The 23729-nt window shown below is 73.3% G+C and carries 14 protein-coding genes and 1 tRNA gene; 6 read left to right on the forward strand and 9 right to left on the reverse strand.

The window, feature by feature from the left end; genetic code table 11:
* Genes GXW83_RS06265 through GXW83_RS06285 form a run of 5 tightly spaced genes read right to left on the reverse strand, consistent with a single transcriptional unit; the run spans position 1 to position 4414 of the window.
* Positions 1–915 (reverse strand): hypothetical protein, encoded by a 915-nt coding sequence (locus GXW83_RS06265; protein WP_182441893.1) that lies wholly within the window; start codon positions 913–915, stop codon positions 1–3.
* A complete protein-coding gene (locus tag GXW83_RS06270; protein WP_182441894.1) occupies positions 915–1430 on the reverse strand; it encodes a hypothetical protein in 516 nt (171 codons plus the stop codon). The genes GXW83_RS06265 and GXW83_RS06270 overlap by 1 nt, the downstream gene beginning before the upstream one ends.
* Positions 1427–2461, reverse strand: coding sequence for an LD-carboxypeptidase (locus tag GXW83_RS06275; RefSeq protein ID WP_182441895.1), 1035 nt, complete (start codon positions 2459–2461; stop codon positions 1427–1429). The genes GXW83_RS06270 and GXW83_RS06275 overlap by 4 nt, the downstream gene beginning before the upstream one ends.
* A 6-nt stretch (positions 2462–2467) precedes the next feature.
* Positions 2468–3340: a bifunctional 2-polyprenyl-6-hydroxyphenol methylase/3-demethylubiquinol 3-O-methyltransferase UbiG gene (locus GXW83_RS06280; RefSeq protein ID WP_182441896.1), complete on the reverse strand. Its 873-nt coding sequence runs from the start codon at positions 3338–3340 to the stop codon at positions 2468–2470.
* A gap of 51 nt (positions 3341–3391) precedes the next feature.
* On the reverse strand, positions 3392–4414 hold the full coding sequence (locus GXW83_RS06285) for an amino acid--tRNA ligase-related protein (protein WP_182441897.1): 1023 nt from the start codon (positions 4412–4414) through the stop codon (positions 3392–3394).
* Positions 4415–4789: 375 nt separating this feature from the next.
* Between GXW83_RS06285 and GXW83_RS06290 the strand changes: the two genes are divergently transcribed.
* The 4 genes from GXW83_RS06290 to GXW83_RS06305 all read left to right on the forward strand — a co-directional run bounded on the left by GXW83_RS06290 (position 4790) and on the right by GXW83_RS06305 (position 9398).
* Positions 4790–5689 carry a hypothetical protein gene (locus GXW83_RS06290; RefSeq protein WP_182441898.1) on the forward strand — a complete coding sequence of 300 codons (900 nt, stop codon included), beginning with the start codon at positions 4790–4792 and terminating at the stop codon, positions 5687–5689.
* A gap of 211 nt (positions 5690–5900) precedes the next feature.
* Positions 5901–6857 carry a phenylalanine--tRNA ligase subunit alpha gene (pheS, locus tag GXW83_RS06295; RefSeq protein ID WP_225446795.1) on the forward strand — a complete coding sequence of 319 codons (957 nt, stop codon included), beginning with the start codon at positions 5901–5903 and terminating at the stop codon, positions 6855–6857.
* A 2-nt stretch (positions 6858–6859) separates the two neighbouring features.
* Positions 6860–8926 carry a phenylalanine--tRNA ligase beta subunit-related protein gene (locus tag GXW83_RS06300; RefSeq protein WP_182441900.1) on the forward strand — a complete coding sequence of 689 codons (2067 nt, stop codon included), beginning with the start codon at positions 6860–6862 and terminating at the stop codon, positions 8924–8926.
* Positions 8927–8990: 64 nt separating this feature from the next.
* Positions 8991–9398, forward strand: coding sequence for a thiol-disulfide oxidoreductase DCC family protein (locus GXW83_RS06305; RefSeq protein WP_370466576.1), 408 nt, complete (start codon positions 8991–8993; stop codon positions 9396–9398).
* Here the strand turns inward: GXW83_RS06305 and GXW83_RS06310 are convergent.
* The gene (locus GXW83_RS06310; protein WP_182441902.1) at positions 9343–10434 is read right to left on the reverse strand and encodes a helix-turn-helix transcriptional regulator; all 1092 of its coding nucleotides are present in this window, start codon (positions 10432–10434) and stop codon (positions 9343–9345) included. The genes GXW83_RS06305 and GXW83_RS06310 overlap by 56 nt on opposite strands.
* Positions 10435–11049: 615 nt before the next feature.
* Between GXW83_RS06310 and GXW83_RS33840 the strand changes: the two genes are divergently transcribed.
* Both GXW83_RS33840 and GXW83_RS06340 read left to right on the forward strand, forming a co-directional pair.
* On the forward strand, positions 11050–17868 hold the full coding sequence (locus tag GXW83_RS33840; protein WP_225446796.1) for a type I polyketide synthase: 6819 nt from the start codon (positions 11050–11052) through the stop codon (positions 17866–17868).
* Positions 17820–22196, forward strand: a complete 4377-nt coding sequence (locus GXW83_RS06340) for an amino acid adenylation domain-containing protein (RefSeq protein WP_255431350.1) — start codon at positions 17820–17822, stop codon at positions 22194–22196. The genes GXW83_RS33840 and GXW83_RS06340 overlap by 49 nt, the downstream gene beginning before the upstream one ends.
* Before the next feature lie 89 nt (positions 22197–22285).
* Here the strand turns inward: GXW83_RS06340 and GXW83_RS06345 are convergent.
* From GXW83_RS06345 to GXW83_RS06355, 3 genes are all read right to left on the reverse strand, one after another.
* Positions 22286–22359: transfer RNA gene (locus GXW83_RS06345), tRNA-Lys, on the reverse strand.
* Positions 22360–22459: 100 nt separating this feature from the next.
* Positions 22460–23086: a bifunctional DNA primase/polymerase gene (locus GXW83_RS06350; RefSeq protein WP_182441904.1), complete on the reverse strand. Its 627-nt coding sequence runs from the start codon at positions 23084–23086 to the stop codon at positions 22460–22462.
* Positions 23087–23260: 174 nt separating this feature from the next.
* Entirely contained in the window at positions 23261–23611 is a 351-nt protein-coding gene (locus GXW83_RS06355; protein WP_182441905.1) for a hypothetical protein, read from the reverse strand.
* Between the last annotated feature and the right edge of the window lie 118 nt (positions 23612–23729).

Genomic DNA, 23729 nt, shown 5'->3' on the forward strand with positions numbered 1-23729 from the left:
TCAGACTCCGTTCGGCTTGGCGGGAAGGGTGCACATCTGGTCCGCGAAGCCCTTCAGCAGGGCGACGCCCAGCCGGTGCGCCCTCGACGCGCTCCGGTCGTCGCCGACCAGCGGGACCACGAACAGCGCCGGGTGCAGCCACCACATGTGCCAGAACGAGATCCCCAGATAGCGCCTGGTCAGCAGGTGGAAGCCGACGGCGCCGGCGCCGATGAGCCGCCGGTCCTGCCAGCGGGCCACCAGCAGCGGGAGGAAGGCCGCCTCACCGAGGACGGTGAGCACCGCGATCAGCCGCATGAGCTCGTCGTTGCGGCTCAACTCGGCCCCCGCCGGGGTGCCGAGCACGGCCAGCGAGCCCTTCACGGTGCGTCCGGTGGTCATCCACTCCCGGCCGCCGTGCACCAGCTTGGAGAGCCCGGCCTGGCTGTAGACGGTGGCCGCGCCGAGCTGCATGGAGGCCAGGGCGACCGACTGCAGTTGGGCGGTCCGCTCCGGCAGCGGGTCGTCCAGCGGGGGCCGCAGGTCCGCTGCGGCGGCCACGCCGACGAACAGGCTGAGGTGGCTGTTGTAGTTCCAGAACCTCGGGTGGAAGTGGGCGACGTAGGCGTTGGTGGAGATGAACGCGGTGGCCGCGACCGTCCGGACGGCGGGGTGCCTGACCCCGGCCGTCCAGAGCGCCATACCGACCAGGCCGGCCCCCCTGAGCAGGTCGTACTGCTGTCGGGTGAGGGTGAACCGCGGCTTGCCGCAGACCTGTTCGGACATCACGGTGTCGGCGTGCTCCTCGAAGAAGGAGCCGTCCGGCAGGTGCCAGAGGGTGCGGAGCGCGGCTGCGCCCAGCACCGTCCTGGTCAGCCGCATCCGGGCGGGCGCGTCGGCTTGTCGGAACAGGATGTCGGTGACCCTGCGCAGCATCAGTCGGTCTCCCAGCGGTGAAGGACCTGGCGGTCGTGGAGCGGTGAGTCGGTGCTGCGGGAGTAGTCGGCCAGGTCCACCGTCACCAACAGCATCTCCAGGCCGGTGAACCCCCGCGCGGAGGTCGGCCGCTCGGAGCCGGCGACCTCGTCGAAGCCCTTCCAGGGGCGGGCGTTGAGGCGCTGCACCACCCGGCGGCAGAACCGGTCCCGGACCTCCGTGTCCTCGTTCTCCAGCAGGACCGCGGCGCAGATGTCCACCACCCGGAAGAACTCGAGCGGCAGCAGGCCGTACACCGAGCGCGGCTCGGTCCAGCGATCGCCGTCCCGGAGCCGGACCCGCAGCTGCGGGAGCCGGTCGGGCATCACCCGGTTGAACATGTTGTTGGAGCAGATCGGCCACCGGTTGCGGTCCCGGACGGTGTGCACGAACTGCGCCGCGGTCAGTCCGCCCAGGACGGCGGCGGCCAGCAGCGGCGCCCGGTGCACGGCGGTGCTCCGAGGTCCACCGCTCACGCCGCCACCGCGCTGTCCAGCACGGTGAGCCCGCACTCCGCGGCGGCGGTCAGCTCCGCCCGCGCGCCGAACGGGACGCAGAGCATGGGGTCGGTGTGGCCGAACGGCAGCCCGCTGACCACCGGCCCCTGGAACCCGGCGGTCTCCTGGGCGACCAGCTCGGCCAGCGCCTCGGAGCGGTCGAACTCCGGATCGGTGAACCGGCCCAGGCCGAGGCCGGCGATCCGGTCCAGTACGCCGATCTGGCGCAGCTGGGTGAACTGGGCGGTCAGCTTGGCCGGATCGGCGCCGGTGCTCTCCAGGAGCAGGAGCGCGCCGTCCAGTTCGGGCCAGTAGCCGGTCCCGGCCAGCGAGAGCAGGGTCTCCAGGTTCCCGCCGATCAGGAAGCCGGTGGCGCGGCCCGCGCGCAGGGCGCGGGCCGGGGCGGCGCTGAGCACGGTGCGCGGCCGGTCGTCCGCCGCGTCCCAGGGCAGGAACTCGGTCACCTGCTCGGCCGGGAGCGGGACCGGGCCGATCGGCCGGTCGCAGCCCAGCACCTGCTGGAACATCCGCCGGGTGTACTCCAGGCTGCCGCCGAACTCGCCCCACTGCGGCAGGAGTTGCGGCCCGAGCACGACACCGGTGCCGGTGCGCTGCCAGATGGCGACCAGCAGCGCCGTGGTGTCGCTGTAGCCGACCAGCGGCTTCGGGTGGGCCCGGATCAGGTCGTAGTCCAGCAGGTCGAGCAGCTGGTTCGCGTTGTACCCGCCGATCGAGGTCATGATCGCCCGGACCTGGTCGTCCAGGTACAACTCGTGCAGGTCGGCGGCGCGATCGGCGGGCGTCCCGGCGGTGTGGCCGGTGTCGCGCAGCCAGTTCCGTCCGCCCCTGACCCGGTAGCCGAGCTCCTCCAGGTGGGCCAGCGCCCGCTCCCGGCGCCGGGGGTAGCGGGCCGCGTGCGCCATCGACGGCGCGCAGACTCCGATCGTGTCACCCGGGCGCAGCGGCGCGGGCCGCAGCACCCCGGGTGCCGTCGTGCTGGGTCCTGGCACGGTGGCTCACGCCCCGCGCTTGGCGACGAAGAAGAGGTTGTTGCCGCGCTCGGCCAGCGCGCTCTCGCCGAGCAGGCTCAGCTCCAGCTCGCGGATCTGCCGGTAGTGCTCCGGGTCCGACAGGGTGCGCAGCACGCCCGCGCTGGAGCCGTCCAGCTGGGTCTCCTGGTAGCCGGGGTAGACCAGCACCGGGTAGCCGGTGCGGACGGTGGTGTGCAGGCCGACCCGGGCCAGGTCGCCCTGGAGCTCGGTGGGCGTGAACAGGTGCATGGCGGGCATGTCCGGGGTGAACCTGCCGGTGCGGTCGAGCACGGCCGAGCGGGCCTCGTCCAGGTTGCCGACCATGATGTTGAAGAAGGCCGTGTGGTAGCGGTTCGGCAGCACCAGGGCCATCTGGGCGCCCGGGTTCATCAGCGAGCTGAGCTGGCGCAGCACCTCGGTCGGCTCGGCGACGAAGCCCAGCACGTTGTGGAAGCTGATCACCAGGTCGAAGCTGTGGCCGGCCAGGTCCTCGGCGACGTTCATCAGGTCGCCGTTCACCACGGTCAGGCGGTCCTGGTAGCCGTGCTGCTCGGCCTTGGCGGTCGCGTGCCGGGACATGTCGGGGCTGAGGTCGTACAGCACCCCGGTGAGGTCCGGGCGGGCGGTCAGCAGCCGGTCGGTCCAGCGGCCGGTGCCGCCGCCCGCGTCCAGCAGCCGGCCGCCCTGGGGCAGGTTCGGCAGCACGTGGCGCTCGATGGACTCCCAGAGCAGTTCGTCGGAGAGGCGCCAGTAGACCTGCTCGTCGACCCGGTCGTAGCCGTCGGCCTTGTCCCGGAAGTAGCTGAGCACCTCGGCGTGCTCGGCGCTGTCGACGGATTCGGAGAGCTGGGACGTCATTGCGGTTTTCCTATCATGGAGGTGACGGAGCGTCAGGGGAGGGGCTGCGGATCAGGGCAGGATGGCGCTGCCGTTGAAGCGGAGCAGCAGGGCGAGGTCGCGGATGTCGTCGTGCTTGGTCGCCCAGAGCAGGAAGCGCTCGACGCCCAGGCCGAAACCGGCGGTGCGGAGTGGATGGCGCTGCTTCATGACCGTGTACCACTCGTAGCTCTCGGCGGGGACCTCGTGCAGGCTCAGCGCCTTGGCGAGGGTCTCCCCGTCCGGGTGCCGCTCGCCGGAGCCGACCGTCTCACCGACGCCGAACAGCAGGTCGGCGCTGAGCGCCTTGGTCGGGTCGGCCTCGTCGAACGCCTGGTAGAACGGCACGCTCAGGTGGTCGGGGTGGGTCACCCAGACGTACCCGCCGAACTGCTCCATCAGCTCGCGCTCCCCGGCGCGGGTCAGGTTGCGGCAGCGGGGCTCCAACTCGGTGACGAAGCGCGGGTCGGCGTCCAGCCGCTCGACCGCCTCGTCGAAGGTGATCCGCGGCAGCGCCGAGGAGCCGGCCAGCTCCTCCAGGTGCTCCACCGTTCCGGCCATCTCGCGGACCGCGTCACCGGCGTACGCCAGCAGGCCCGCCGCCAGGTACCTGAGGTAGTCCTCCACGGTGCGGATGACGTCGTCCAGGCCGCCGACGATCTCGGCCTCGCTGTGGAAGAACTGGCACAGGTGGGTCTCGTCGGCCGGCTCGCCGCGGAAGGACGGCATCAGGTAGTACGAGCCCTCGGGCGCGAGCCGGCAGCCGAACTCGAGCATGAACTGCATGGAGTCCGCGAGGTAGGTGGGGACGCCCTCCAGGTTCACCATCACCGGGCTGCTGTCGCTGCCCCGGCCCATCGGGCTGGAGATCGAGCCGGTGGTGATCGGGAGGTGCAGGTTCCGCGCCCTGCGCTCGGTCCAGAAGGCGGTGGTCCGGTGGGCGATGACATCCTGGAGCACGGTCAGGTTCCGGTACCACGGGTTTTCCAGCACCGTCAGGTAGTGGTCGTCCGGGTTCTTCCAGGAACGCGGTGCGGGAGTCGTCTCGACAGACATGGAGGTCCTTTGCTGTGTTGGGCCGGCTTACTCGGCCCGACGAATGGACGGCGCCGATCCGCAGGACTCACCGGAATTGCGGCACACATCATCGTGGACACCAATCGGCGTACCGGTCCAGGGATTTGGGCTGCGTCCAGTGGCCATGTCCGGTCGCCGCCAATTCCGGTCGCGGCAGTGCGGATTCCGCACGTTCCCGGCGGTGTCTCGCATGGCAAGACAGGCCCGGAGCGGTGCGAGAAGTCGCCACGGCGGGACCCCGCCGCGTTCTGTACTGGATTCCGTTCGGCCACGAATGCCAGGCTGGCCGCGCAGCCGAATTGAACCGGAAAGCACGCCGCTGCTCGTTCGTCCGCCCTCTGGAGTGGTGTCCCTGTGCTGTCCCTAGTCCCCCCAGCGGCGGTGCCCTCCGCCGTGGTCGCCGGCGTCGGGCTGACCCTGTCCGGTACGGCGGCCGTGCTCAGGCGCAGCGCGGCCCTGGAACTGTCGGCCGTGCTCGACCTCGGGGGCGGCGTCGGCCGGGGCTGGCGGCAGCTGCTGGCCGCGCCGGAGGTCGATCTGGTGGTGCTCGACGAGACCGGCCCGGAACGCCTGCGGAAGGTGCGCCAACTGGCCGATTCGGGCAAGGCGGTGCTGCTGGCCGATCCTTTCCCGCTCACGGTCGAGGAGTTGGACGGCCTGCTGACGGCGGAGCGCGCGAGCGACCGGCCGATCGGCCTGCTGGCGCCGCACCGGGCCCTGCTCGGTGCGGCCGCCCAGGGCCACAGCTGGGGGCCGCTGACCTGCGGTGTACTGGCGGTCTCCGGATTCCGCCAGGTGGAGGCGCACCGCTGGGGCCGCTGGGGGGCGCTGGCCGACGGCGCCCCGGCCCAGGCCGCGCTCCGGGCGGTCGCCCCCTACCTGGATCTGGTCTGCCAACTGCTGGGCGAGCCGCAGGTGTTGTGCAGCCTGGGCCCGGGCTCCGGCGCGGACGTCGGGCTGGTCGACTTCGCCCAGGGGGCCCGGCTGGCCTGGGCGGTCACCTCCCGGGCCACGGCCCAGGTCGAGCGGCTCGACCTGCTGGACGGCGGGCACCGGCTGCGGCTGGAGGACGGCTGGCTGCACGTCGAGGGGCCCGCCGGTCGCAGCACCACGGAGCTGACCTCGCTGCCCGCCGCGCACGAGCTGCTGCTCGGCGAGATGGCCGCGGCGATCAACGCTGTTGGTAAGCTTCGCTATTGCAGTCTGGCTGCCGGTCGTGGCCTGGCGATGCTCCTGGGGGCCTGGAAGACCTGACGACGTTGAGCCGGCTGGTGCGCCCCGAAGGCCGTGCAGCCCGAAGCGGACTGAGCCCGTGGTGTCCCGTCCGGGGCGGTGGAACGGGCCCTCGGCGCCGACGGACTGCAGATCAAGTTATGGAGTGGGTGAGTTGACAGACATCGAGAGCTTGCGACGATCCTTCCTGGACGAGTTGTCCGGGGCGTCCCAACGAGTCGAGCTTGAGGCGGTGCGAACCTCATTCCTCGGCCGCCGCAGCGTCATCAAGGAGGGATTCCGTCGCCTGGCCGACCTGCCGGAGGAGGAGCGCCGGGAGCAGGCAGTCCGGCTGAACGAACTCTCGCAGCACATGCAGCGCGAGATCGACGCCCGGGTCGATGCGGCCCGCAAGGCGGAGACCGCCAAGCAGTTGGAGGCGGAGTGGCTCGATGTCACGCTGCCCGGCCAGGCGCCGCGAACCGGCTCCTGGCACCCGCTCACCGAGGTCGTGCAGCGCTGCCTGGCCGTCCTGCGGCAGCTCGGGTTCGAGCACGCCGAGGGCCCTGAGGTCGAGGACGCCTACCACAACTTCGACGCCCTCAACATCCCGAAGCACCACCCTGCCCGGGACATGCAGGACACCTTCTGGCTGGGCCCCGAGAAGCTGTTGCGCTCGCACACCACCACCGTCCAGGCGCGCGTCCTCGGCCAGGGCAGGGAGCTGCCGATCAAGATCGCGGCGGCCGGGCGGGTGTACCGCAACGAGGCGGTGGACGCCACCCACCTGGCGATGTTCCACCAGCTGGAGGGCTTCTGGCTGGAGCCGGGCCTGAGCGTCGGCCACCTGAAGAGTCTGCTCGCCTTCGTCGCCACCTCGCTCTACGGCGAGGACGTCAGGTTCCGCTTCAAGCCCAAGTACTACCCGTACACCGAGCCCTCGCTCGGGCTCGACATCGCCTGCACCAACTGCGGCGGCGCCGGCTGCGAGGCCTGCCACCACATCGGCTGGGTGACCATCATCGGGGCCGGCATGATCCACCCGGCGGTGCTGCGCGAGTTCGGCTACGACCGGGACGGGATCACCGGTATCGCGTTCGGCTGGGGCACCACCCGGATGACCGCGCAGTGGCTGGGCGTCTCCAAGGTCAGGCCGCTCTACGGATCCGACCAGCGCCTGCTGAACTACCTTCACCGAGGCCAGCAATGAAAATGACGATCGCAGGTCTGCGGACCTTCCTCCCCGGACTCCCCGGCGACGCCACCGTGTTCCGCAACGCCCTGGACGAGTCCGGCCTGGAGGTCAAGAGCATCACCGCGGACGGTCCGCTGACCGCGGTGAGCCTGGAGTTCCTGGCCAACCGGGGGGACCACCGCAGCTACGCCGGGGTCGCCCTGGAGCTGTCGGCCCGGCTCGGCCTTCCGCTCGCCACCGTCGCCGTCGCCCCGATCGTGGTCGGCGCCGACGGCCCCGCGGTCTCGGTGTCCTCGGACCGCTGCCTGGCCTACACCCTGACCGCGCTGGAGGTGCTGGACGGGGCGGCCGAGCTGCCCGCCGACACCGTCGAGCGGCTGGTCACCGCCGACCTGCACACCGGTCTGAGCGTGCTGGACGCGGCGGAGGCGGCCGGTCTCGAACTCGGCCAGCCGGTCCAGGTGTTCGACGCCGACCGGGTGGTCGGGGCGGTCGAGGTCCGGGAGAGCCGGGCCGACGAGAGCTTCCGGGCGATCGGCGCCGAGACCGCCCGGGCGCTGCCGGAGGGCACGCTGGTGGTGGCCGACCAGGAGAAGATCATCGCGGTGGCCGGGGTGGTCGGCGGCGAACTCGCCCGGGTGACCGCCGGTACCCGCCGGGTGCTGCTGGAGTCGGCTGCGTTCGAGCCGGTCCCGGTCCGGCTCGCGGCCACGGCGCTGGGGCTGTCCAACCCGGTGTCCCAGCGCTTCGAGCGCGGCGCCGACCCGACCGCGGTGCACGCCGGGGCCGGCCGGGCGCTGGCCCTGCTGGAGGGGGCCGGGGCCGCCGTGCGGACCGGCACGACCAGCGAGCCGCGCCGCTGGGCGGGTTCGCTGCCGGTGCTGACCGTGGACGCGGAGCGGGCCTCGACCTTCCTCGGCGCCGCGCTGGACGCCGACGAGGTGGCCGAGCGGCTGGCCGCGTACGGCTTCCGGGCCGTCGGCGAGGGCCGGTTCGAGGTCCCCGGCACCCGCATCTGGGACGTCAAGGAGACCGAGGACCTGTACGAGGAGCTGGCCAGGCACATCGGCTTCGACCAGCTCCCGGCCCAGCCGCTGCCGGCCGGCCTCGGCGCCGCCCCGACCCCGCACGAGGAGCTGGTCGGGACGATCGGCGACACCCTGGTCGGCCTCGGCTTCTACGAGACCTTCACCGACGGCTTCTACGCCAAGGACACCCTGAAGGTCCTCTCGCCGTCCGACGGTCACCCGCTGGCGGCACACGTCGGCATCGCCAACGCCGAGGACCGCCGGTACTCGATGCTCAAGAACAACTGCCTGGCCCAGGCGGTCGTCGCGGTCGGCGCCAACCTGCGCTTCAAGCAGGAGTGGATCCGGCTGTTCGAGGTGACCCGGGTGTTCGAGCCCTCGACGGAGGCCGCCAACGGCTTCTGTCACGAGCGCCCGGTGCTCTGGGCGATCGTCTCCGGGGAGCTCCAGGAGGGGCTGTGGTCCGGCAAGTCCGGCACCGCGGACTTCTTCTTCCTGCGCGGTGCGGCCGAGGAGATCGCACTCGCCTGCGGCGTCCGGCTGACCGTGCGGCGGCTCCCGGAGAGCCACCCCCTGGCCGACTTCCTGCACCCGCACCGCAGCGCCGAACTGCTGGTGGACGGGGCCCCCGCGGGCGTCTGCGGCGAGGTGCACCCCGACGTGCGGCACCGGGCCGGGCTCGGCGGCAAGCGCCCGGTCTACCTGGAACTCGACCTGGAGGCCTGGTCGGTGCGGACGGAGCGGGCGGTCGGCGAGCGGTTCAAGGAGGACCCGGCGGTCGAGCGGATGCTCGACTTCGTCACCCCCCGCACGGTCTCCAACGACCAGGTGGCCGAGACGCTGCGCGAGGCCGCCCCGGAGTGGCTGCGCTCGGTCGAGGTCGACGACGTCTTCCTGCCGGACCGGGCCGACCCCGGCCGGCGGTCCGTCACCTACCTGCTGCGTTTCGACAGCGAGCCGCCCCGTCCGGCGGAGGACACCAACCAGGTGCTGGACCAGCTGGTCCAGGCCGTGACCGAGCGCTTCGGCACCGAAGGCGTGCACCTGCGCGCCTGACCGTCCGGCCCTCCCGGTGCGTCCGCCGTCCCGGCGGCGGGCGCACCGGGCCCCATCCGAGGAGATGCCCACCGTGCCCCAGAACCCTGTGCTGCTGTACGACGGGGACTGCGCCTTCTGCTCCAGCAGCGTCCGGTTCGCCGAGCGCCGCCTGGGCACCGAGGGCTGGCAGGCGACGCCGTTCCAGTTCGCCGACATGCCCGCCATCGCCGAGTTCACCGGCCACCGGGCCACGGTGGACCGGGCCGAGCACGAGGTGCTCTGGGTCACGCCCACCCGTCAGGTGTACGGCGGCGCGCAGGCGGTGGCCCGGCTGCTGCTCCGCACCGGCCCGGCGCCGGTGGCCTTCGCGGCGGCGGCGAGCCTGCTGCCGCCGATCGGCCTGCTGGCCGCCGGCGTCTACCGGCTGGTGGCGCTCAACCGGCACCGGCTGCCCGGCGGTACGGCGCAGTGCGCCCTGCCTCGGCGCTGAGCACCGGGGACAGCGGGGGCCCGGCCGGGTCGTCCAGCAGCCCGGCCCGGGTGAGGTGCACCGCGGCCTGGAAGCGGCTCTGCACGCCCAACCGGTTCTGCAGGGTGGCGATGGCCCGGCTCAGCGTCCTCGGGGAGACGCTGAGCTGACGGGCGATCGCGTCGTCCTTCGCGCCCATGGCGAGCATCCTGACGATCGCCAGCTCCTGGGCGGTCAACGAGAGCAGCCCGGCGTGCTCGGCCTCGTGCAGCACCTCGTCCGCCATCGAGGCGCCGTGCCAGTGGAAGTCGAAGATGGCCTCCAGCGAGCGCACGACCTCGGCGCTGCGGATGGCGAAGGCGCCCTTCGAGGTGTCCTCGGGGGCGATCGGCAGCACCGCCAGGTTCTCGTCCAGCAGGATCATCCGGATCGGCAGGTAGGACGCCAGCCGGACGTCGGCGCCCTGGTGGGTGGCCTCGGCCAGGTAGTCGCGGACATAGCCGATCGAGGCGATGTGCCTGGGGTACAGGGCCTTGATCTGCACGCCCCGGGAGATCACCTCGATGTCCCGCATGATCATCTCGTCGATCAGCTCCTGCGGCGGGGCCCCGCCCGGGTGCATCACCAGCTGTCGCTGCTGGATTCCGCCCACCCGCTCCTGGATGAAGGCGTTGACCTCGGCGCCGGAGGGCAGCAGCTCGATGTGCGCCCCGCCGGCCAGCTGCCCCTCCATCGGGAAGCTCCGCATCAGCGTCCTGACCCGGTCCCGGGTACTGGCCAGGCGGCGCCGGCCCTCCGCCAGGATCTGCTCCTCGGACGCGAGCAGCCGGGTCAGCGCCTCCTCGGGGCGGGTGCAGGTGTAGCCCGAGGGCACCGTCGGGGTGGGGGTGAGCAGCCCGAGATCGGCGAGCCGGGCAACCGCCTGCTCCACCTGCACCGGCTCGGCCCCCACCTCCGGGCCGAGCGTGGCCGCATCCCAGTCCGTTCGCCCGCCCGCCGTCCAGTACAGCAGCCGGGCCAAGTTGTCGATCCTGTCCTCGGGCTCTTCGTTCTTCACTCGAATCTCCTCCCCCAGCGCTGATCCTGCCCGTTGGATTCCGTACCGGTGCGCGGGGCGGGCGGTCCTTCGTACGAATCGGACGCGCAAGCAATGGTCGGGACTTTTACATACTTGGGTGCGGTGGTCAAGCGCAACCAATCCCCGCCGGACGGCGGCCGATTTCCCGGCACGCGGGCCTGCTGCCGCCCGCGCGGACGGCTTGCTCCACCGGCGTCAACTGCCCTGAGCTGCGGCGTATTCCGGCCGCACCCGGGCGGTGGGGTGAGGCCGCGGTGCCTGCCCCGACCGCCCTCGCGTCTCACCATGTGGACGCAGCGGCACCGCTGACCGTTCCTCGCCATGACGCGACGCCGCCCCGGGAATTGCTGGACTTCCCCGGGCGGCGGCGAAATAGTTGAGCGACGGCCGTTCATTCGCAGGGCCCTGGTGCGCCCATTCATGGCTGACGGAAATGGGCCGGGAGAATACCGCCGACCTCTCCTCGAATTTCTTGCGCACCGACCGGTCACCGTCGTGTCCGCCCACGCCCCGGACCGGGCTCGACCACACCGCCTGAGACACCGAGGAAGTCCCGTGCTGCCAGCAGCCACCCCCCTGTCTATGCCGCTGCCCGTGCCGCCGCCCCTGGCCCTGAGCCAAGGCGCGGAGATCCACCTGACCGGCGACGATCCGGCCGACGCCGTCACCGCGCTGCTGACCACCGCCGTCCGCGCGCCGGACGCCGGGGTGGTGACCGTCTCCGCGGACGGCCAGCCGAGCACCCTCACCTACCCCGAGCTGCTGGAACGGGCCCGCCGCCTGCTGTCCGGGCTGCGGGCGCAGGGCGCCGCCCCGGGGGATCACATCGTGCTCCAGGGGCTGCAACTGCCGGACTTCTTCCCGGCGTTCTGGGCCTGCCTGCTGGGCGGCCTGCGCCCCGCGGCCATCGCCGGCGCTTGCGAGGGCGGTGCCGGCGGCCCGGTGCTGGAACGCCTGGTCCACAGCTGGCGGCTGCTGGACCGGCCGTTGATCGTCACCGACGCCCCGGGCGCCGCCGCGGTGCGCCGCCAGGCCGGGCGGTTCGGCCCCGACGAGCCCAGGACCGTGGACGTCGCGGCCCTGGCCGGGCACGCGCCCGCCAGCGACCACCACCGGCCCGCCGAGGACGACATCGCCCTGCTCATGCTCTCCTCGGGCAGCACCGGAGCGCCCAAGGCGGCGCAGCTCACCCATCGGGCGCTCGCCGAGTTCGCCCACGGCGCGCGCCGCACGCTGGGCCTGGACCCCGGCGACTCCACGCTCAACTGGCTGCCGGTCGACCACAGCGGCGCCTTCCTGCTGCACCACCTGCTGGAGGTCTTCGTCGGCTGCACCAATGTGCACGCGCCGACCGAACTCGTCCTGGGCGAGCCGCTGCGCTGGCTGGACCTGCTCGCCGAGCACCGGACCACCCACACCTGGGCGCCGATGTTCGGCTACCGGCTCGTCTCCCAGGCCCTGGCCCGGAACCCCGGCAGGCACTGGGACCTCACGCCGATCCGGATCCTGCTCTCCGGCGGGGAGCAGATCCTGCCGTCGTCGGTGGCCGAGTTCCTCGCCGCCACCGCCGCCCACGGCGTCCCCGGCGACTCCTTCGTACCGGCCTGGGGCATGGCCGAGACCACGACCGGCATCGCCTACGGGCGCCGCCCCGCCGATGGCGCCGGCGTCCACCGGGTCCTGCGGTCCAGCCTGGGCGGCGAGTTGGTGTTCGCGGACGACAGCGCCGACGGCCCGGAGGTGCTGACCTTCGTGTCGGTCGGGCCCCCCGAGCCCGGCGCCGCCCTGCGGATCGTGGACGGCGCGGGCACGCTGCTCCCGGAGCGGCGGATCGGCCGACTGCAGGTGCGCTCCGCCCGGGTCACCGCCGGCTACGCCAACGACGCGCGGGCCACCGCCGCCGCCTTCGCCGACGGGGACTGGCTGGAGACCGGGGACCTCGGATACCTGGCGGGCGGGGAGCTGGTGATCACCGGCCGGGCCAAGGACGTCATCATCCTCAACGGCCAGAACCACTACTGCCAGGAGATCGAGGCGGCCGCCGCGACGGTCGCCGGGGTGACCGCCGGCGCGGTGGGCGCCTGCGGCGTCCCCAACCCCGCGACCGGGAGCGAGGACCTCGTCCTCCTGTTCGCGGCCCGGCCGGGCGATCCGGCCGAGCCGGAGCGGATCGGACGGGAGGTCAGGGCGGCGCTGTTCACCCGGCTGCGGCTGGTGGCGGCCAGGGTCGTGGCCGTGCCGACCGAGCGGTTCCCGATCACGGCCAGCGGCAAGGTCCGGCGCGGCGAACTCCGCGAACGGCTGCTGGCCGGGGAGTTCGACGCCCCGGCCGCGCAAGGCGGTGCCGCTCCGGCTGCGCAGGGCAGTGCCGCTCCGGCCTCGCAGGGCGGCACCGACCCGCTCGACCTGGGGCGGATGGTCCGGGAGGCCGCCGCCGAGATCCTGGGCCGGGAGGTGGACGGCGCGTCCCCGTTCTACGAACTGGGCCTGACCTCGATCACCCTGGTCCGGCTGCGCGCTCTGCTGGAGCAGCGGTCGGGCCTGCCGATCCCGACCACGGCTCTCTTCGAACACCCCACCGTCGACGCCCTGACCGCGTTCCTGGCCGCCCGTCAGGCCGACCTGTCGACGAGCCGGTCGCAGGACACCGGTCCGGCGCCCCGGCAGGCCCGCCCGACCGGGCCCGGCGGATCCGGCGACGACCGCAGGATCGCCGTCATCGGCATGGCCGGACGGTTCCCCGGCGCCGCCGACCTCGACCAGTACTGGGCGAATCTGCGGGCCGGTGCCGACAGCGTGTCCGTCTTCACCCCCGACCAGCTGGATCGCGCCGGCATACCGCGCGAGCTGGCCGACCACCCCGACCACCGGCCGGTGGCAGGCGCCCTCGACGACGTGGACGGCTTCGACGCCGGGTTCTTCGGCATGAGCCCCAGCGAGGCCGAACTCACCGACCCAGCCCACCGGTTGTTCCTCCAGTGCTGCTACCACGCGCTGGAGCACGCCGGCTATGCGGGCCGGGGACAGCAGGGCCGGACGGGGGTCTTCGCCGGATCGGGCATGCAGCTCTACGGCCACCAGGACCGGGCCGGGGACCACGCCTCCGGGCCGGGCGCCGATCCGCAGTCCGCGCTCGAGGCCGCGATCGGCGTCCAGCAGGACTTCCTCGCCTCCCGGGTCGCCTACCGGCTCGGACTGACCGGCCCGGCGATAGGGGTGCAGACCGCCTGCTCGACCTCGCTGGTGGCCGTGCACCTGGCGGTCCAGGCCCTGCTCGACGGCGACGCCGACATGGCCCTGGCCGGAGCGGCCGCCGTCCGCACGCCGCAGGAGCAGGGCTATCGGCACTCGCCCGGTTCGATCCTGTCGGCCACCGGCCGCTGCCGCCCCTTCGACGCCGCCGCGGACGGCACCGTCGGCGGCAACGGGGTCGCCGCCGTCCTGCTCAAGCGGTACGACCGGGCGCTCGCCGACGGCGACACCGTGCACGCGGTCATCCTCGGGACCGCCGTCAACAACGACGGGCGGAGCAAGGTCGGCTTCACCGCGCCCAGCGTGGCCGGGCAGGTCGACGTGGTGCGGCAGGCACTGCACCGGGCCGGCGCGGCACCGGCGACCATCTCCTACGTCGAGGCGCACGGCACCGGCACCCCGCTCGGCGACCCGGTCGAACTGCAGGCGCTGGCGCAGGCGCTCGGCGCCGACCGGGGCCCCGAGGAGCGCTGCGCGGTCGGCTCGGTCAAGGCCAACATCGGCCACCTGGACACCTGCGCGGGCATGGCCGGGCTGATCAAGGCCGTCCTGATGCTCCAACACGCCGAGCTGGTGCCCACGATCAACCTCGACCGGCACAACCCGGAACTCGACCTGGCCGGGGGCCGGTTCTTCATCCCGACCGCGCTGCGCCCGTGGCCGTCCGGCAGCGGCCCGCGCCGCGCCGGGGTGAGCGCGCTGGGCGTCGGCGGCACCAACGCCCATGTGGTGCTGGAGGAGCCGCCCGCCGTACCGGGCAGGCCGGACCGCCGGGCCGCTGTGGTGCTCCCGGTCTCGGCGGCGGACCCGACCGCCCTGGACCGGCTCGCCGAGCGGCTCGCCGACCACCTCGACAGCGCGGCCACGGCGGACACCACCGATCTGGTCGCCGCCCTGGGCCTGGGCCGACCGCATCTGCCCTACCGGCGTGCGGTCGTCGGACGCGACCCGCGCGAACTGGCAGCCGCCCTGCGCGACCGCCCCACGGTCGGGCCCGCCCGTGCACAGCCGTCCCTGGCCTTCGCGTTCGCGGGCCAGGGGAGCATCCTGTCGGGGGCGGCCGCCCGGCTGTACGCGCAGTCCCCGGTCGCGCGCCGGGTCCTGGACGACTGCGAACAGCAGTACCGGCAGGACGTCGGCGGCTCCCTGCTCGACCTGCTGCTCCACGGCGACCCCGGCGACTCCGGCGCTCCCGGCGACCCTGATGCGGCCCCGGTCCGGTCGGACGGCACCGCGCAGCCCGCACTCTTCGCGCTCCAGGCCGCACAGGTCGAGGCCTGGCGCTCGCTCGGCGTCTCGCCGGGCGTCGTGCTCGGGCACAGCTTGGGCGAGTACGCGGCTCTCTACGTAGCCGGGGCCCTCACCCTGCACGACGGGCTGTGGATCACCGCCAGGAGAGGCGAGTTGATGTGGACCCGCACCGAACCCGGCGGCATGCTCGCCGTGGTGGCGGACCGGGGCACCGCCGAGGGGCTCGCCGCGGACACCGGTCTCGACCTGGCAGCGGCGAACGGTCCTGAACGCCATGTGCTGTCGGGCGGTGAGGCGGCCGTCGCCGCAGCCGTGCAGCTGCTCGAACGCCGGGACGTCCCCTGGCGGCGGCTCCCGGTGGAGCGCGCGTTCCACTCGGAGTCGATGGTTCCGGCCCTCCAGGAGTTCCAGCGGTACCTGGACCGGCTCCGGCTCCGCCCGCTGCGCGTTCCGCTGGTGACCGCCGTCGAGGGAGCCCTGCTGCCGGTGGGGGCGGAACTGCCGCCCGGCTACCTGCGTCGGCAGGCCCGGAGCACCGTGGACTTCGATGCGGCACTGCGCGCGGTGGACCGTACCGGCTGTGCCCGGTACGTCGAGCTGGGGCCTGACGGATCGCTCAGCAGCCTGGGCCGACGGGCCCTGCCGGACAGCAGCTGGCACCCGACCCTGCGCAGAGGGCACGCGTACGCGCTGCTGCCGGCCCTCGCGGAACTGTACGAGCAGGGCGTCGAGATCGACTGGCACGGACTCGCGGCGGAAGGCCGGCGGGTGCCGCTGCCGGGCTACCCGTTCAGCAGCACCCCGCTGCCCCGCAGGCATCGGCCCCTCGGCCGGACCGACCCACTGGAGGAAGCCATGCCGCTGGAGGAAGCCGTGCCCAGCGAGGACGTACTGTCCCGGGTCGTCGAGTCGGTCGCCCGCCGGCTCGGAACCGGGGCCCAGGGCCTCGATCCCGACCGCACCTTCCTCGACCAGGGCGCCGACTCGTTGGCGCTGATGGCGATCGCCCGCGAACTGGGCAAGGAGTTCGACGCGCAGATCCCCCTGCGGGACCTCTTCGGCGACACCGACACCCCCCGCAGACTCGCCCAGCGCCTCGGGACCGCTGCCGTTCCCGTCCCAACTGCCGTCCCGGCCGCGGGCCCTGCCGCCCTCTCCGCCACCGTCCCTGTCACCGTCCCGGCCGTCGGCTCTGCCGCCGGGACGGCAGCTGCTCGGTCGGATGCACCTGCGGCCGACCTGTCTCCGGCGCCCGCCGTGGCCGACGCAGGGGGATCCGCGCCGGTGCTGCCCCTGCCCGCAGGGCCTCCGCCCGGGACGGTCGCGGGGACCGCCGCATCGTCCCTGCTGGAGCGCCAACTCGTCCTGACCGAGCGCATGGTGGAGCAGGTCACCGGCCTGCTCCAGCGCCAGCTCGACATCCTCGCCACCCCCGCCGCCGGGCCTGCCGCCCCCGCCGTCCAGCCTGCCGCCCTCGCTGCTGACCTCGCCGTCCCCGTCACCCAGCTCACCGCCCCCGCTGCCCAGCCCGTCGCCCCGGCTGCCCCCGCCGCCCAGCCGCTGCCCCCAGCCGGGACCGCGACCGGCGGCACGCCCGCACCCGCTTCCCTCGCCTCAGCTCCAGCCGCACCCGCGCTCACGCCCCGCGCCGCAGCGCCAGCCGCACCCGCGCCCGCACCCGCGCCCCGCGCCGCCGCTCCAGCCGCGCCCGCGCCCGCGCCCTCCGGCAGCGGGTGCGACTTCAGCCTGTACTTCTTCGGCGACTACCCCGATCAGGCCGCCGGTGACAAGTACGGCCTGATCATGGAGGCCGCCCACTTCGCCGACCAGCAGGGCTTCCACGCCCTCTGGCTGCCGGAGCGGCACTTCCACTCCTTCGGCGCGCTGTTCCCCAACCCGTCCGTGCTGGCCGCCGCCCTCGCCACCCGGACGAGCAGGATCCGGCTGAACGCCGGTTCGGTGGTGCTGCCGCTGCACAACCCGATCCGGGTCGCCGAGGAATGGTCGGTGGTGGACAACCTGTCGCACGGCCGGGCCGGGCTGTGCTTTGCCAGCGGCTGGCACGCCAACGACTTCGTCCTTGCCCCGGAGAACTTCGGCAGCCAACGCGAGCTGATGTACCGCCGGCTGGAGACCGTCCGGCAGCTCTGGTCCGGCTCGGAGATCCGGGCCACCTCGGGCAGCGGGGAGCAGGTGGGCGTACGCCTGCACCCGGCCCCGGTGCAGGCGGCCCCGCCGATGTTCGCGGCCGTCGTCGGCAACCCGGAGAGCTACCGCCTCGCCGCCGAGCACGACCTGGGTGTCGTCACCAACCTGATGGCGCAGAGCGTCGACCAGCTGCTCGCCAATATCGCCCTCTACCGCCGGACCCGGGCTGAGCACGGCCTGGACCCGGACGCGGGCCGGGTGGTGGTCCTGCTGCACACCTACCTGGGCGAGGACCTCGACCGGGCCCGGCAGGAGGCCTTCGCCCCGTTCTGCGACTACCTGCGCTCCTCGCTCTCGCTGTTCGACCAGGTGACCAACAGCCTCGGGCTGGAGATCGACCTCGACAACACCCCCGCCGACGACGTCGAGTTCCTCCTTGAGCAGGCCTACCGGCGCTACTGCGAGTCCCGCGCCCTGATCGGCACCCCGGACAGCTGCGCGCCGGTGGTCGAGCGGCTGCTGGCGGGGGAGTCGCCGAGATCGCCTGCTTCGTGGACTTCGGCGTCCCCGCGGACCGGGTCCTGGCCGGTCTGCCGCTCGTGGACGCCCTGCGTTCCCGCTTCGCACCCGGCGGGGAACACCGGCCCCAGCCGGTCGCCGTCACGGGCCGACCGCTCTCCCCGGCCCAGCGCCGGATCTGGTTCCTGGAGCAGCTGCACCCCGACCGCACCAGTTACAACGAGCCCAAGGCGATCCGACTGACCGGTCCGCTGGACGTGGAGGCGCTGCGCGCCTCGCTGCAACGGGTGGTGGACCGCCATCCGGCGCTGCGGAGCGTGGTCGGCGGGGCCGACGGCGAGCCCCGCATGCTGGTACGCGACCGGGTCCGGCTCGACTGCCCGCTCCTGGACCGGAGCGCGGACACCGAGGAGGCGGCGCTGCGGGAGCTGGTGGACACCGTCGGCAGCAGGCCGTTCGACCTGGCCGAGGGCCCGCTGCTGCGGGCCCGCCTGGTGCGCCTGGCCGATGAGCACCATGTGCTGTTCCTGACCGCGCACCACATCGTCTTCGACTCGCTCTCCACCCTGATCCTCACCCAGGACCTGGCAGCCTTCTACCGTGCCTGGCCGGAACTGCCGACCGGTCTTCCGGTACTTCCGGAGCCCGACCGGTCGGCCTTCGAAGCGGTCGATCCGCAGCAGCACGCCGCGGACCTGCGCTACTGGCGCGAGCGTCTGGCGGGGGCAGCCGAACTGGAGCTTCCGACCGACCGGCCCCGCCCGGCGTCGGGGGCCGTCCAGGGGGCCTGCCTCACCCACGACATGCCGGCCGCGACCGCCGCCCGGCTGGTCCGCTTCGCCCGGGACCAGCGGGCCACTGCCTTCAGCACGCTGCTCGGCGCCATCGGCGTCGCGCTCCGGCGGCTGAGCGGCCAGGACGACCTGGTGGTCGGCACCGGCCTCACCCACCGTCCGGAGGGCTCCGAGCAGGCTGTCGGCATGTTCGTGGACACCGTGCCCCTACGGATGGACCTGTCCGGAGACCCCGGCTTCGGCGCGCTGGTACGCCGTCTGACCGCGTCCAGCATGGACGCCTACGAGCACCGGCTGGTGCCGTTCGACGAGCTGGTCCGCGAGCTCAACCCCGATCGGGAGGCCGGACGCAATCCGCTGTTCCAGATCGCGGTGGAGTACGAGAGCGCGACCGGGCTCACCTTCGCGCCCGGACTCGGGGTGGCTCTGGTCGATCTGCCGAGCCGCCGGGCGCCGGTGGACGTCACCCTGTACCTCACCCACCACGCGGACGGTGTGCGCTGGGTCGTGGAGTACGACGCGGGGCTGTTCGACGAGGCCACGATCGTTCGGCTGCTGGACTATGCGGAGCAGGTACTGGACCGGGCGCTGGCCGATCCCGATGTCCGGCTCTCCGAACTGACCGCGCTGACGGCGTCCGATCGTGAGCTGCTGAGCCGCTGGCAGGGAGGGTCCGCCGAGCCCGAACCGGAGGCGGACGCCCCGGAGTGCCTGCATGAACTGATCTCCCGGGCAGCCGAGTCGGCGCCGGACGCGGTGGCCCTCGTGCATCGCACAACGGAGTTGACGTACAGTCAGCTGAACGCGGCGGCCGATCGGACAGCTCGGCTGCTGCTGGCCCGGGGTGTCGGCCGGGGCGATCTGGTCGCGGTCTGCCTGCCCCGGGGGACCGAGCTGATCACCGCGCTGCTCGGCGTGCTGAAGGCCGGTGCCGGATACCTGCCGCTGGACCCGTCCGCGCCCTCGGCCAGGCTGGAGTTCATCCTGGCCGACAGCGGGGTGCCGCTGCTGCTGACCGCTCGCGCCGTGGTGGACACCGTCCCGCTGCCCGCCGGACTCGCCGTCCTGCACATGGACGACCTGCACGCGGACGACCCGCACGCGGGCGCCCCGCAGCCGGACGAGGCGCCGTCCGCCGGGCCGGTCGGCCCCGATGACCTGGCCTACTGCATCTACACCTCCGGATCGACCGGCTTTCCCAAGCCGGTGGCGGTACCGCACCGGGGGCCGGTCAACCTGGTGCGCTGGGACCTGCGGCAGCACCCGCCCCAGAACACGCTGCAGTGGTTCTCGCAGGCGTTCGACGGCAGCGTCATGGAGATCTTCACGACCCTGGCCTCGGGCGCCCGGCTGGTCCTGATCGACGACAAGCTGCGCTACGACCCCGGGGCCGTGGCCGAGGTGGTCCGGCAGCACCGGGTGGAGCGGCTGTTCATGCCGTTCACCCCGCTGAAGTACCTGATGGAGAGCGGGCCTTCGCTTCCCTCGCTGCGCACCCTGGTCTCGGCCGGTGAGACCACCGGCAGTTCCGTGGCGCTGCGCGAGTTCCTGGCCGCGCATCCGGACTGCGCGTTCTTCAACATGTACGGTCCGACCGAGGGTTCGGTTGCCTCCACCGCGTACCGGGTCGGCTCCGACGACCTGGCGCCGCCGATCGGCAGGCCCATCGACGGCGTGGAGATCCGTCTGCTCGGGGCCGACGGCCGCCCGGTCCCGGTCGGGGCGGTCGGCGAGATCCATCTCGCCGGGGTGTCCGTCGCCGACGGCTACCGGGGACGGCCGGCCGAGACCGAGAAGGCGTTCCCGGCCGACCCGCACGCCCCCGCGTCGCGCCTCTACCGCACCGGCGACCTGGCGCGCTGGCGGGCGGACGGCAACCTGGAGTTCCGCGGCCGCAACGACGACCAGGTGAAGATCCGCGGGCACCGGGTCGAACTGGGCGAGGTGCAGCGGACGCTGGCGCTGATGGACGGCGTCCGGGACGCGGCCGTGGTGGTCCGCCCGGACGGTGACGGCGAGGCCCAGCTGGTCGGCTACCTGGTCCTGGACGACCCGGCGGACAGCGGGGCACTCGACCGGGTGATCCGGCAGGCCGCCGCGCGCATGCCCGGCTACCTGGTGCCGCAGCAGTGGGTCCAGTTGAAGGCGCTGCCGTTGAACCCCAGCGGCAAGCTGGACCGGGGCAGGCTTCCGGCCCCGGCAGCGCAGCCCCGTGCGGCCACGGCGCCCGCGGCGCCGCTGGAGGCGTCCCTGCACGCGATCTGGTGCGCGTCGCTCGGGCGGTCGGAGGTGGATGTCACGCAGTCCTTCTTCGCCCTCGGCGGGCACTCGCTGAAGGTGGTCCGGCTGCTCGGCCAGGTCCGGCGCGAGCTCGGCGTCGAGATGTCACTGGCCGACTTCTTCCTGCGGCCCACCATCCGCGGCATGGCCGAGACCGTGCCCCCGGGCGAGGAGCCGACGGCCGAGCCGACGGCGGACGGGCAGCCAGTCGACGTCGCCCCGTGCACCTCGGCGCAGCGGCGGATGTGGCGCAGGCACCAGGCGCACGGCATGCCGGCCGTGCACAACATGTGCGTCCGGGTCGACCTCGTCGGCGCGCTGGACGTCGAGGCGCTGCGGGCGGCCTTCACGGCTGTCGCCGCCCGGCACTCGGCGTTGCGCACCCGGATCGTCCAGCGGGACGGCAGCCTGGTCCAGGAGGTCCTGGCCCCCTTCGAGGCAGCCCTGCCGGTGTCCCCGCTGGGCCCCGACCCGTCGCAGATCCAGGACTGGTGCGAGGCCCAGGCGGGTGAGCCCTTCGCGCTCGACCGGGCGCCGCTGTTCCGGCTGCGGCTGGGCCGGATCGACGAGGAGCACTGGACCCTGTGCCTGGTGATGCACCACATCGTCGGTGACGGCTGGTCACTCGAACTGCTGTGGCAGGAGATCTCCCGGAGCTACGCGTCCGCGCTGTCCGGGCAGGAGGCGCCCCCGCAGGCGCCGGTGGCTCAGGCCACGGACTACGCCCGCTGGGAGCAGCGGGAATTGACCGGCGACCGGAGGGCGGAGCTGGAGCGCTTCTGGCGGACGGAGCTGGCGGACGCTCCGCTGGCCCCGGCCCTTCCCTACGACCGGCCCAGGCCTCCCCGGCTGTCGGGGCGCGGGGGCCTGCACCGGTTCACCCTCCCCGCCGCACTGACCGGTCGGCTGCGGTCGCTGGCGGCGGCCACGGGCAGCACCCTGCCCGTGGTGCTGGCCGCTGCCGCCGGGCTGTGGCTGTCCGGGCTGGCCGGGCAGGAGGAGGTGGTCCTGGCCCTGTCGAGCGCCAAGCGGTCGCTGCCCGCGCACGAGGGCATCATCGGCTACCTGGGCGAGGCGGTGCCGGTCCGGATCTCCACGGGCGCCGCGACGGACTTCCCTGACCTGGTCCGCCGCACCGGCACCCGGCTGTTCACCGCGCTGGACCGGGAGTCGCTGCCGCTCACGGAGGCGTTCGCGCTCGTCGATCCGGCCTACGGCGAGATGTGCTCGCCCGCGGTCATGTTCACTGTGATCACCAATGAGGGCAGCGGTCCGGTACTGCCCGGCCTGACCGCCCGGGTGAGCCCGCTGCCGGTCCCGGGCGCGGCCCGAACCGAGCTGTACCTCGTCTTCGCCCCCGACGATGAGGTGGTGGACGCGGCGTTCGAGTACTCCAGCGACCTCCTGGACGCGGAGACCGTGACGCGCTGGTCGGAGCAGTTCACCGCGCTGCTGGCCGGGCTGACCGAGGCGCCGGGAACCCCGCTGCGCGGCTGAGCCCCGGCCCGGAAAACGATCTGGCCCGGAAAACGATCTGGGCCCTCTCCCCGAAAGGAGAAGGCCCAGATCGTACAAACCATCTGCTGTGCGCCGCCAGGGACTCGAACCCCGGACCCGCTGATTAAGAGTCAGCTGCTCTAACCAACTGAGCTAGCGGCGCTTGCTGACGTCGAAAACATTACATGACGAGGGGCCTCCTTGCCGAATCGGTGCCCCCGGACGCCGGACCGGTGCCCTCGCCCCCCCGGACGGCGGGCAGGTCAGGCCCAGGGCGAGGCCGAGTCCAGCAGCTGCAGCCGACCCGGGGACGAGGCCAGCGGGGTGGTGGTCTGGGTGGGCCGCGGCGCGGGATCGGCGCCGACGCCGACGCCGTCGGCGGGCCCCTCGGCCACCGGGCAGCGCGCCGCCCGGACGCAGGCCCAGAGCAGGACCGACGCCCCCGGCAGCCAGGGCTCGTGCGAGTCCGGCGCGACGATCCACCGGTTGGGGCCCTCCGGGGCGTCCACCATCCGCCGCACCGGCGGCACGGTGATGGCGTCCCCCTGGCCGTGGCAGAGCAGCGGCGGCACATCGCGCGCCCACTCCTCCCACACCAGCAGGGAGCGCAGCCGGGCGGCGGTGCCGACCTCGGTGAAGATCAGGATCCGGCCCCGGTGGGTGGCGACCGGGCCGCAGCCGGGACCGGACTCCCACAGCTCGTCCACCACCCGTCTGCCGAACAGGCCGGGCAGGTTCACCGCATCGAAGGTGCGCCCGCAGGGCAGCACCGTGGGGGCCCAGGGCTGGGACTCCCACAGGGCGCGCATGCTGCGCGGATACTCGCTGGCGGAGGCCAGCCACGCCTCGCCGGCGACGGTGACGTACTCGATCGACTGATGCGTCCACATGTCCACCCCTCTACAGCTACTCGCGGTCGAGGAGGGACGGGGCGGGAAACGCGGAACGCCGGACAGGCCCGGTGGGTGCGGCGTATCCTCCCCGGCATATGCCAGGTGCCCAGCCCGAGTGCCTGGCTCGGGTGCCGTGGTCCGAGTGCCCTGGCTCGGGCGTTCGGCCCGGGCTCAGCCCAGCCGCTGCTGCCGCTGGAGGCCCCGGCCGTGCTCCACCATCTTGGCGGCGTAGTCCGGCGTCCAGTCCGCCCGGGCGGCGATCTCCTCGAAGCTGAGGCTGTCGAAGTGCCGGGGGTCGGCCAGCTGGGCGGCGGCGATGGCCTGGAAGTCGCTCGCCCGCTCGGCGGCGGCCCGGAACGCCAGGGTCAGCTCGGTCGAGCGGCGCAGCAGTTCGCGGGGGTCCTCGATCGACTCCAGGTCGAAGAAGTGCTCCTGCTCCGGTTCCGCCAGGCCGGGCTCGAAGAGCAGCGGGGCGGGGCGGAGCCTCCGCTGCGGCAAGCGGTCGGCGGGGGAGTCGGACATCGGGGCACCTCCGTGCGGGTCGCGTGTCATCAGGGAGAGAGCGGCGGGCCTGGCTGTCCGGCGGTGCGCCCGCCGGGTCGGCCGCATTCCATTGTCAGGCCAGGCCGCCAGGTACGGA

The organism is Streptacidiphilus sp. PB12-B1b (assembly GCF_014084125.1).
GTDB lineage: Bacteria > Actinomycetota > Actinomycetes > Streptomycetales > Streptomycetaceae > Streptacidiphilus.

What these genes read in the sequence shown, in the direction of transcription:
- GXW83_RS06280 (WP_182441896.1), bottom strand. Translation starts at nt 3,340, where the DNA reads ATGACGTCCCAGCTCTCCGAATCCGTCGACAGCGCCGAGCACGCCGAG.
- GXW83_RS06300 (WP_182441900.1), top strand. Translation starts at nt 6,860, where the DNA reads ATGACGATCGCAGGTCTGCGGACCTTCCTCCCCGGACTCCCCGGCGAC.
- GXW83_RS06355 (WP_182441905.1), bottom strand. Translation starts at nt 23,611, where the DNA reads ATGTCCGACTCCCCCGCCGACCGCTTGCCGCAGCGGAGGCTCCGCCCC.
- GXW83_RS06305 (WP_370466576.1), top strand. Translation starts at nt 8,991, where the DNA reads ATGCCCACCGTGCCCCAGAACCCTGTGCTGCTGTACGACGGGGACTGC.
- GXW83_RS06285 (WP_182441897.1), bottom strand. Translation starts at nt 4,414, where the DNA reads ATGTCTGTCGAGACGACTCCCGCACCGCGTTCCTGGAAGAACCCGGAC.
- GXW83_RS06350 (WP_182441904.1), bottom strand. Translation starts at nt 23,086, where the DNA reads ATGTGGACGCATCAGTCGATCGAGTACGTCACCGTCGCCGGCGAGGCG.
- GXW83_RS06265 (WP_182441893.1), bottom strand. Translation starts at nt 915, where the DNA reads ATGCTGCGCAGGGTCACCGACATCCTGTTCCGACAAGCCGACGCGCCC.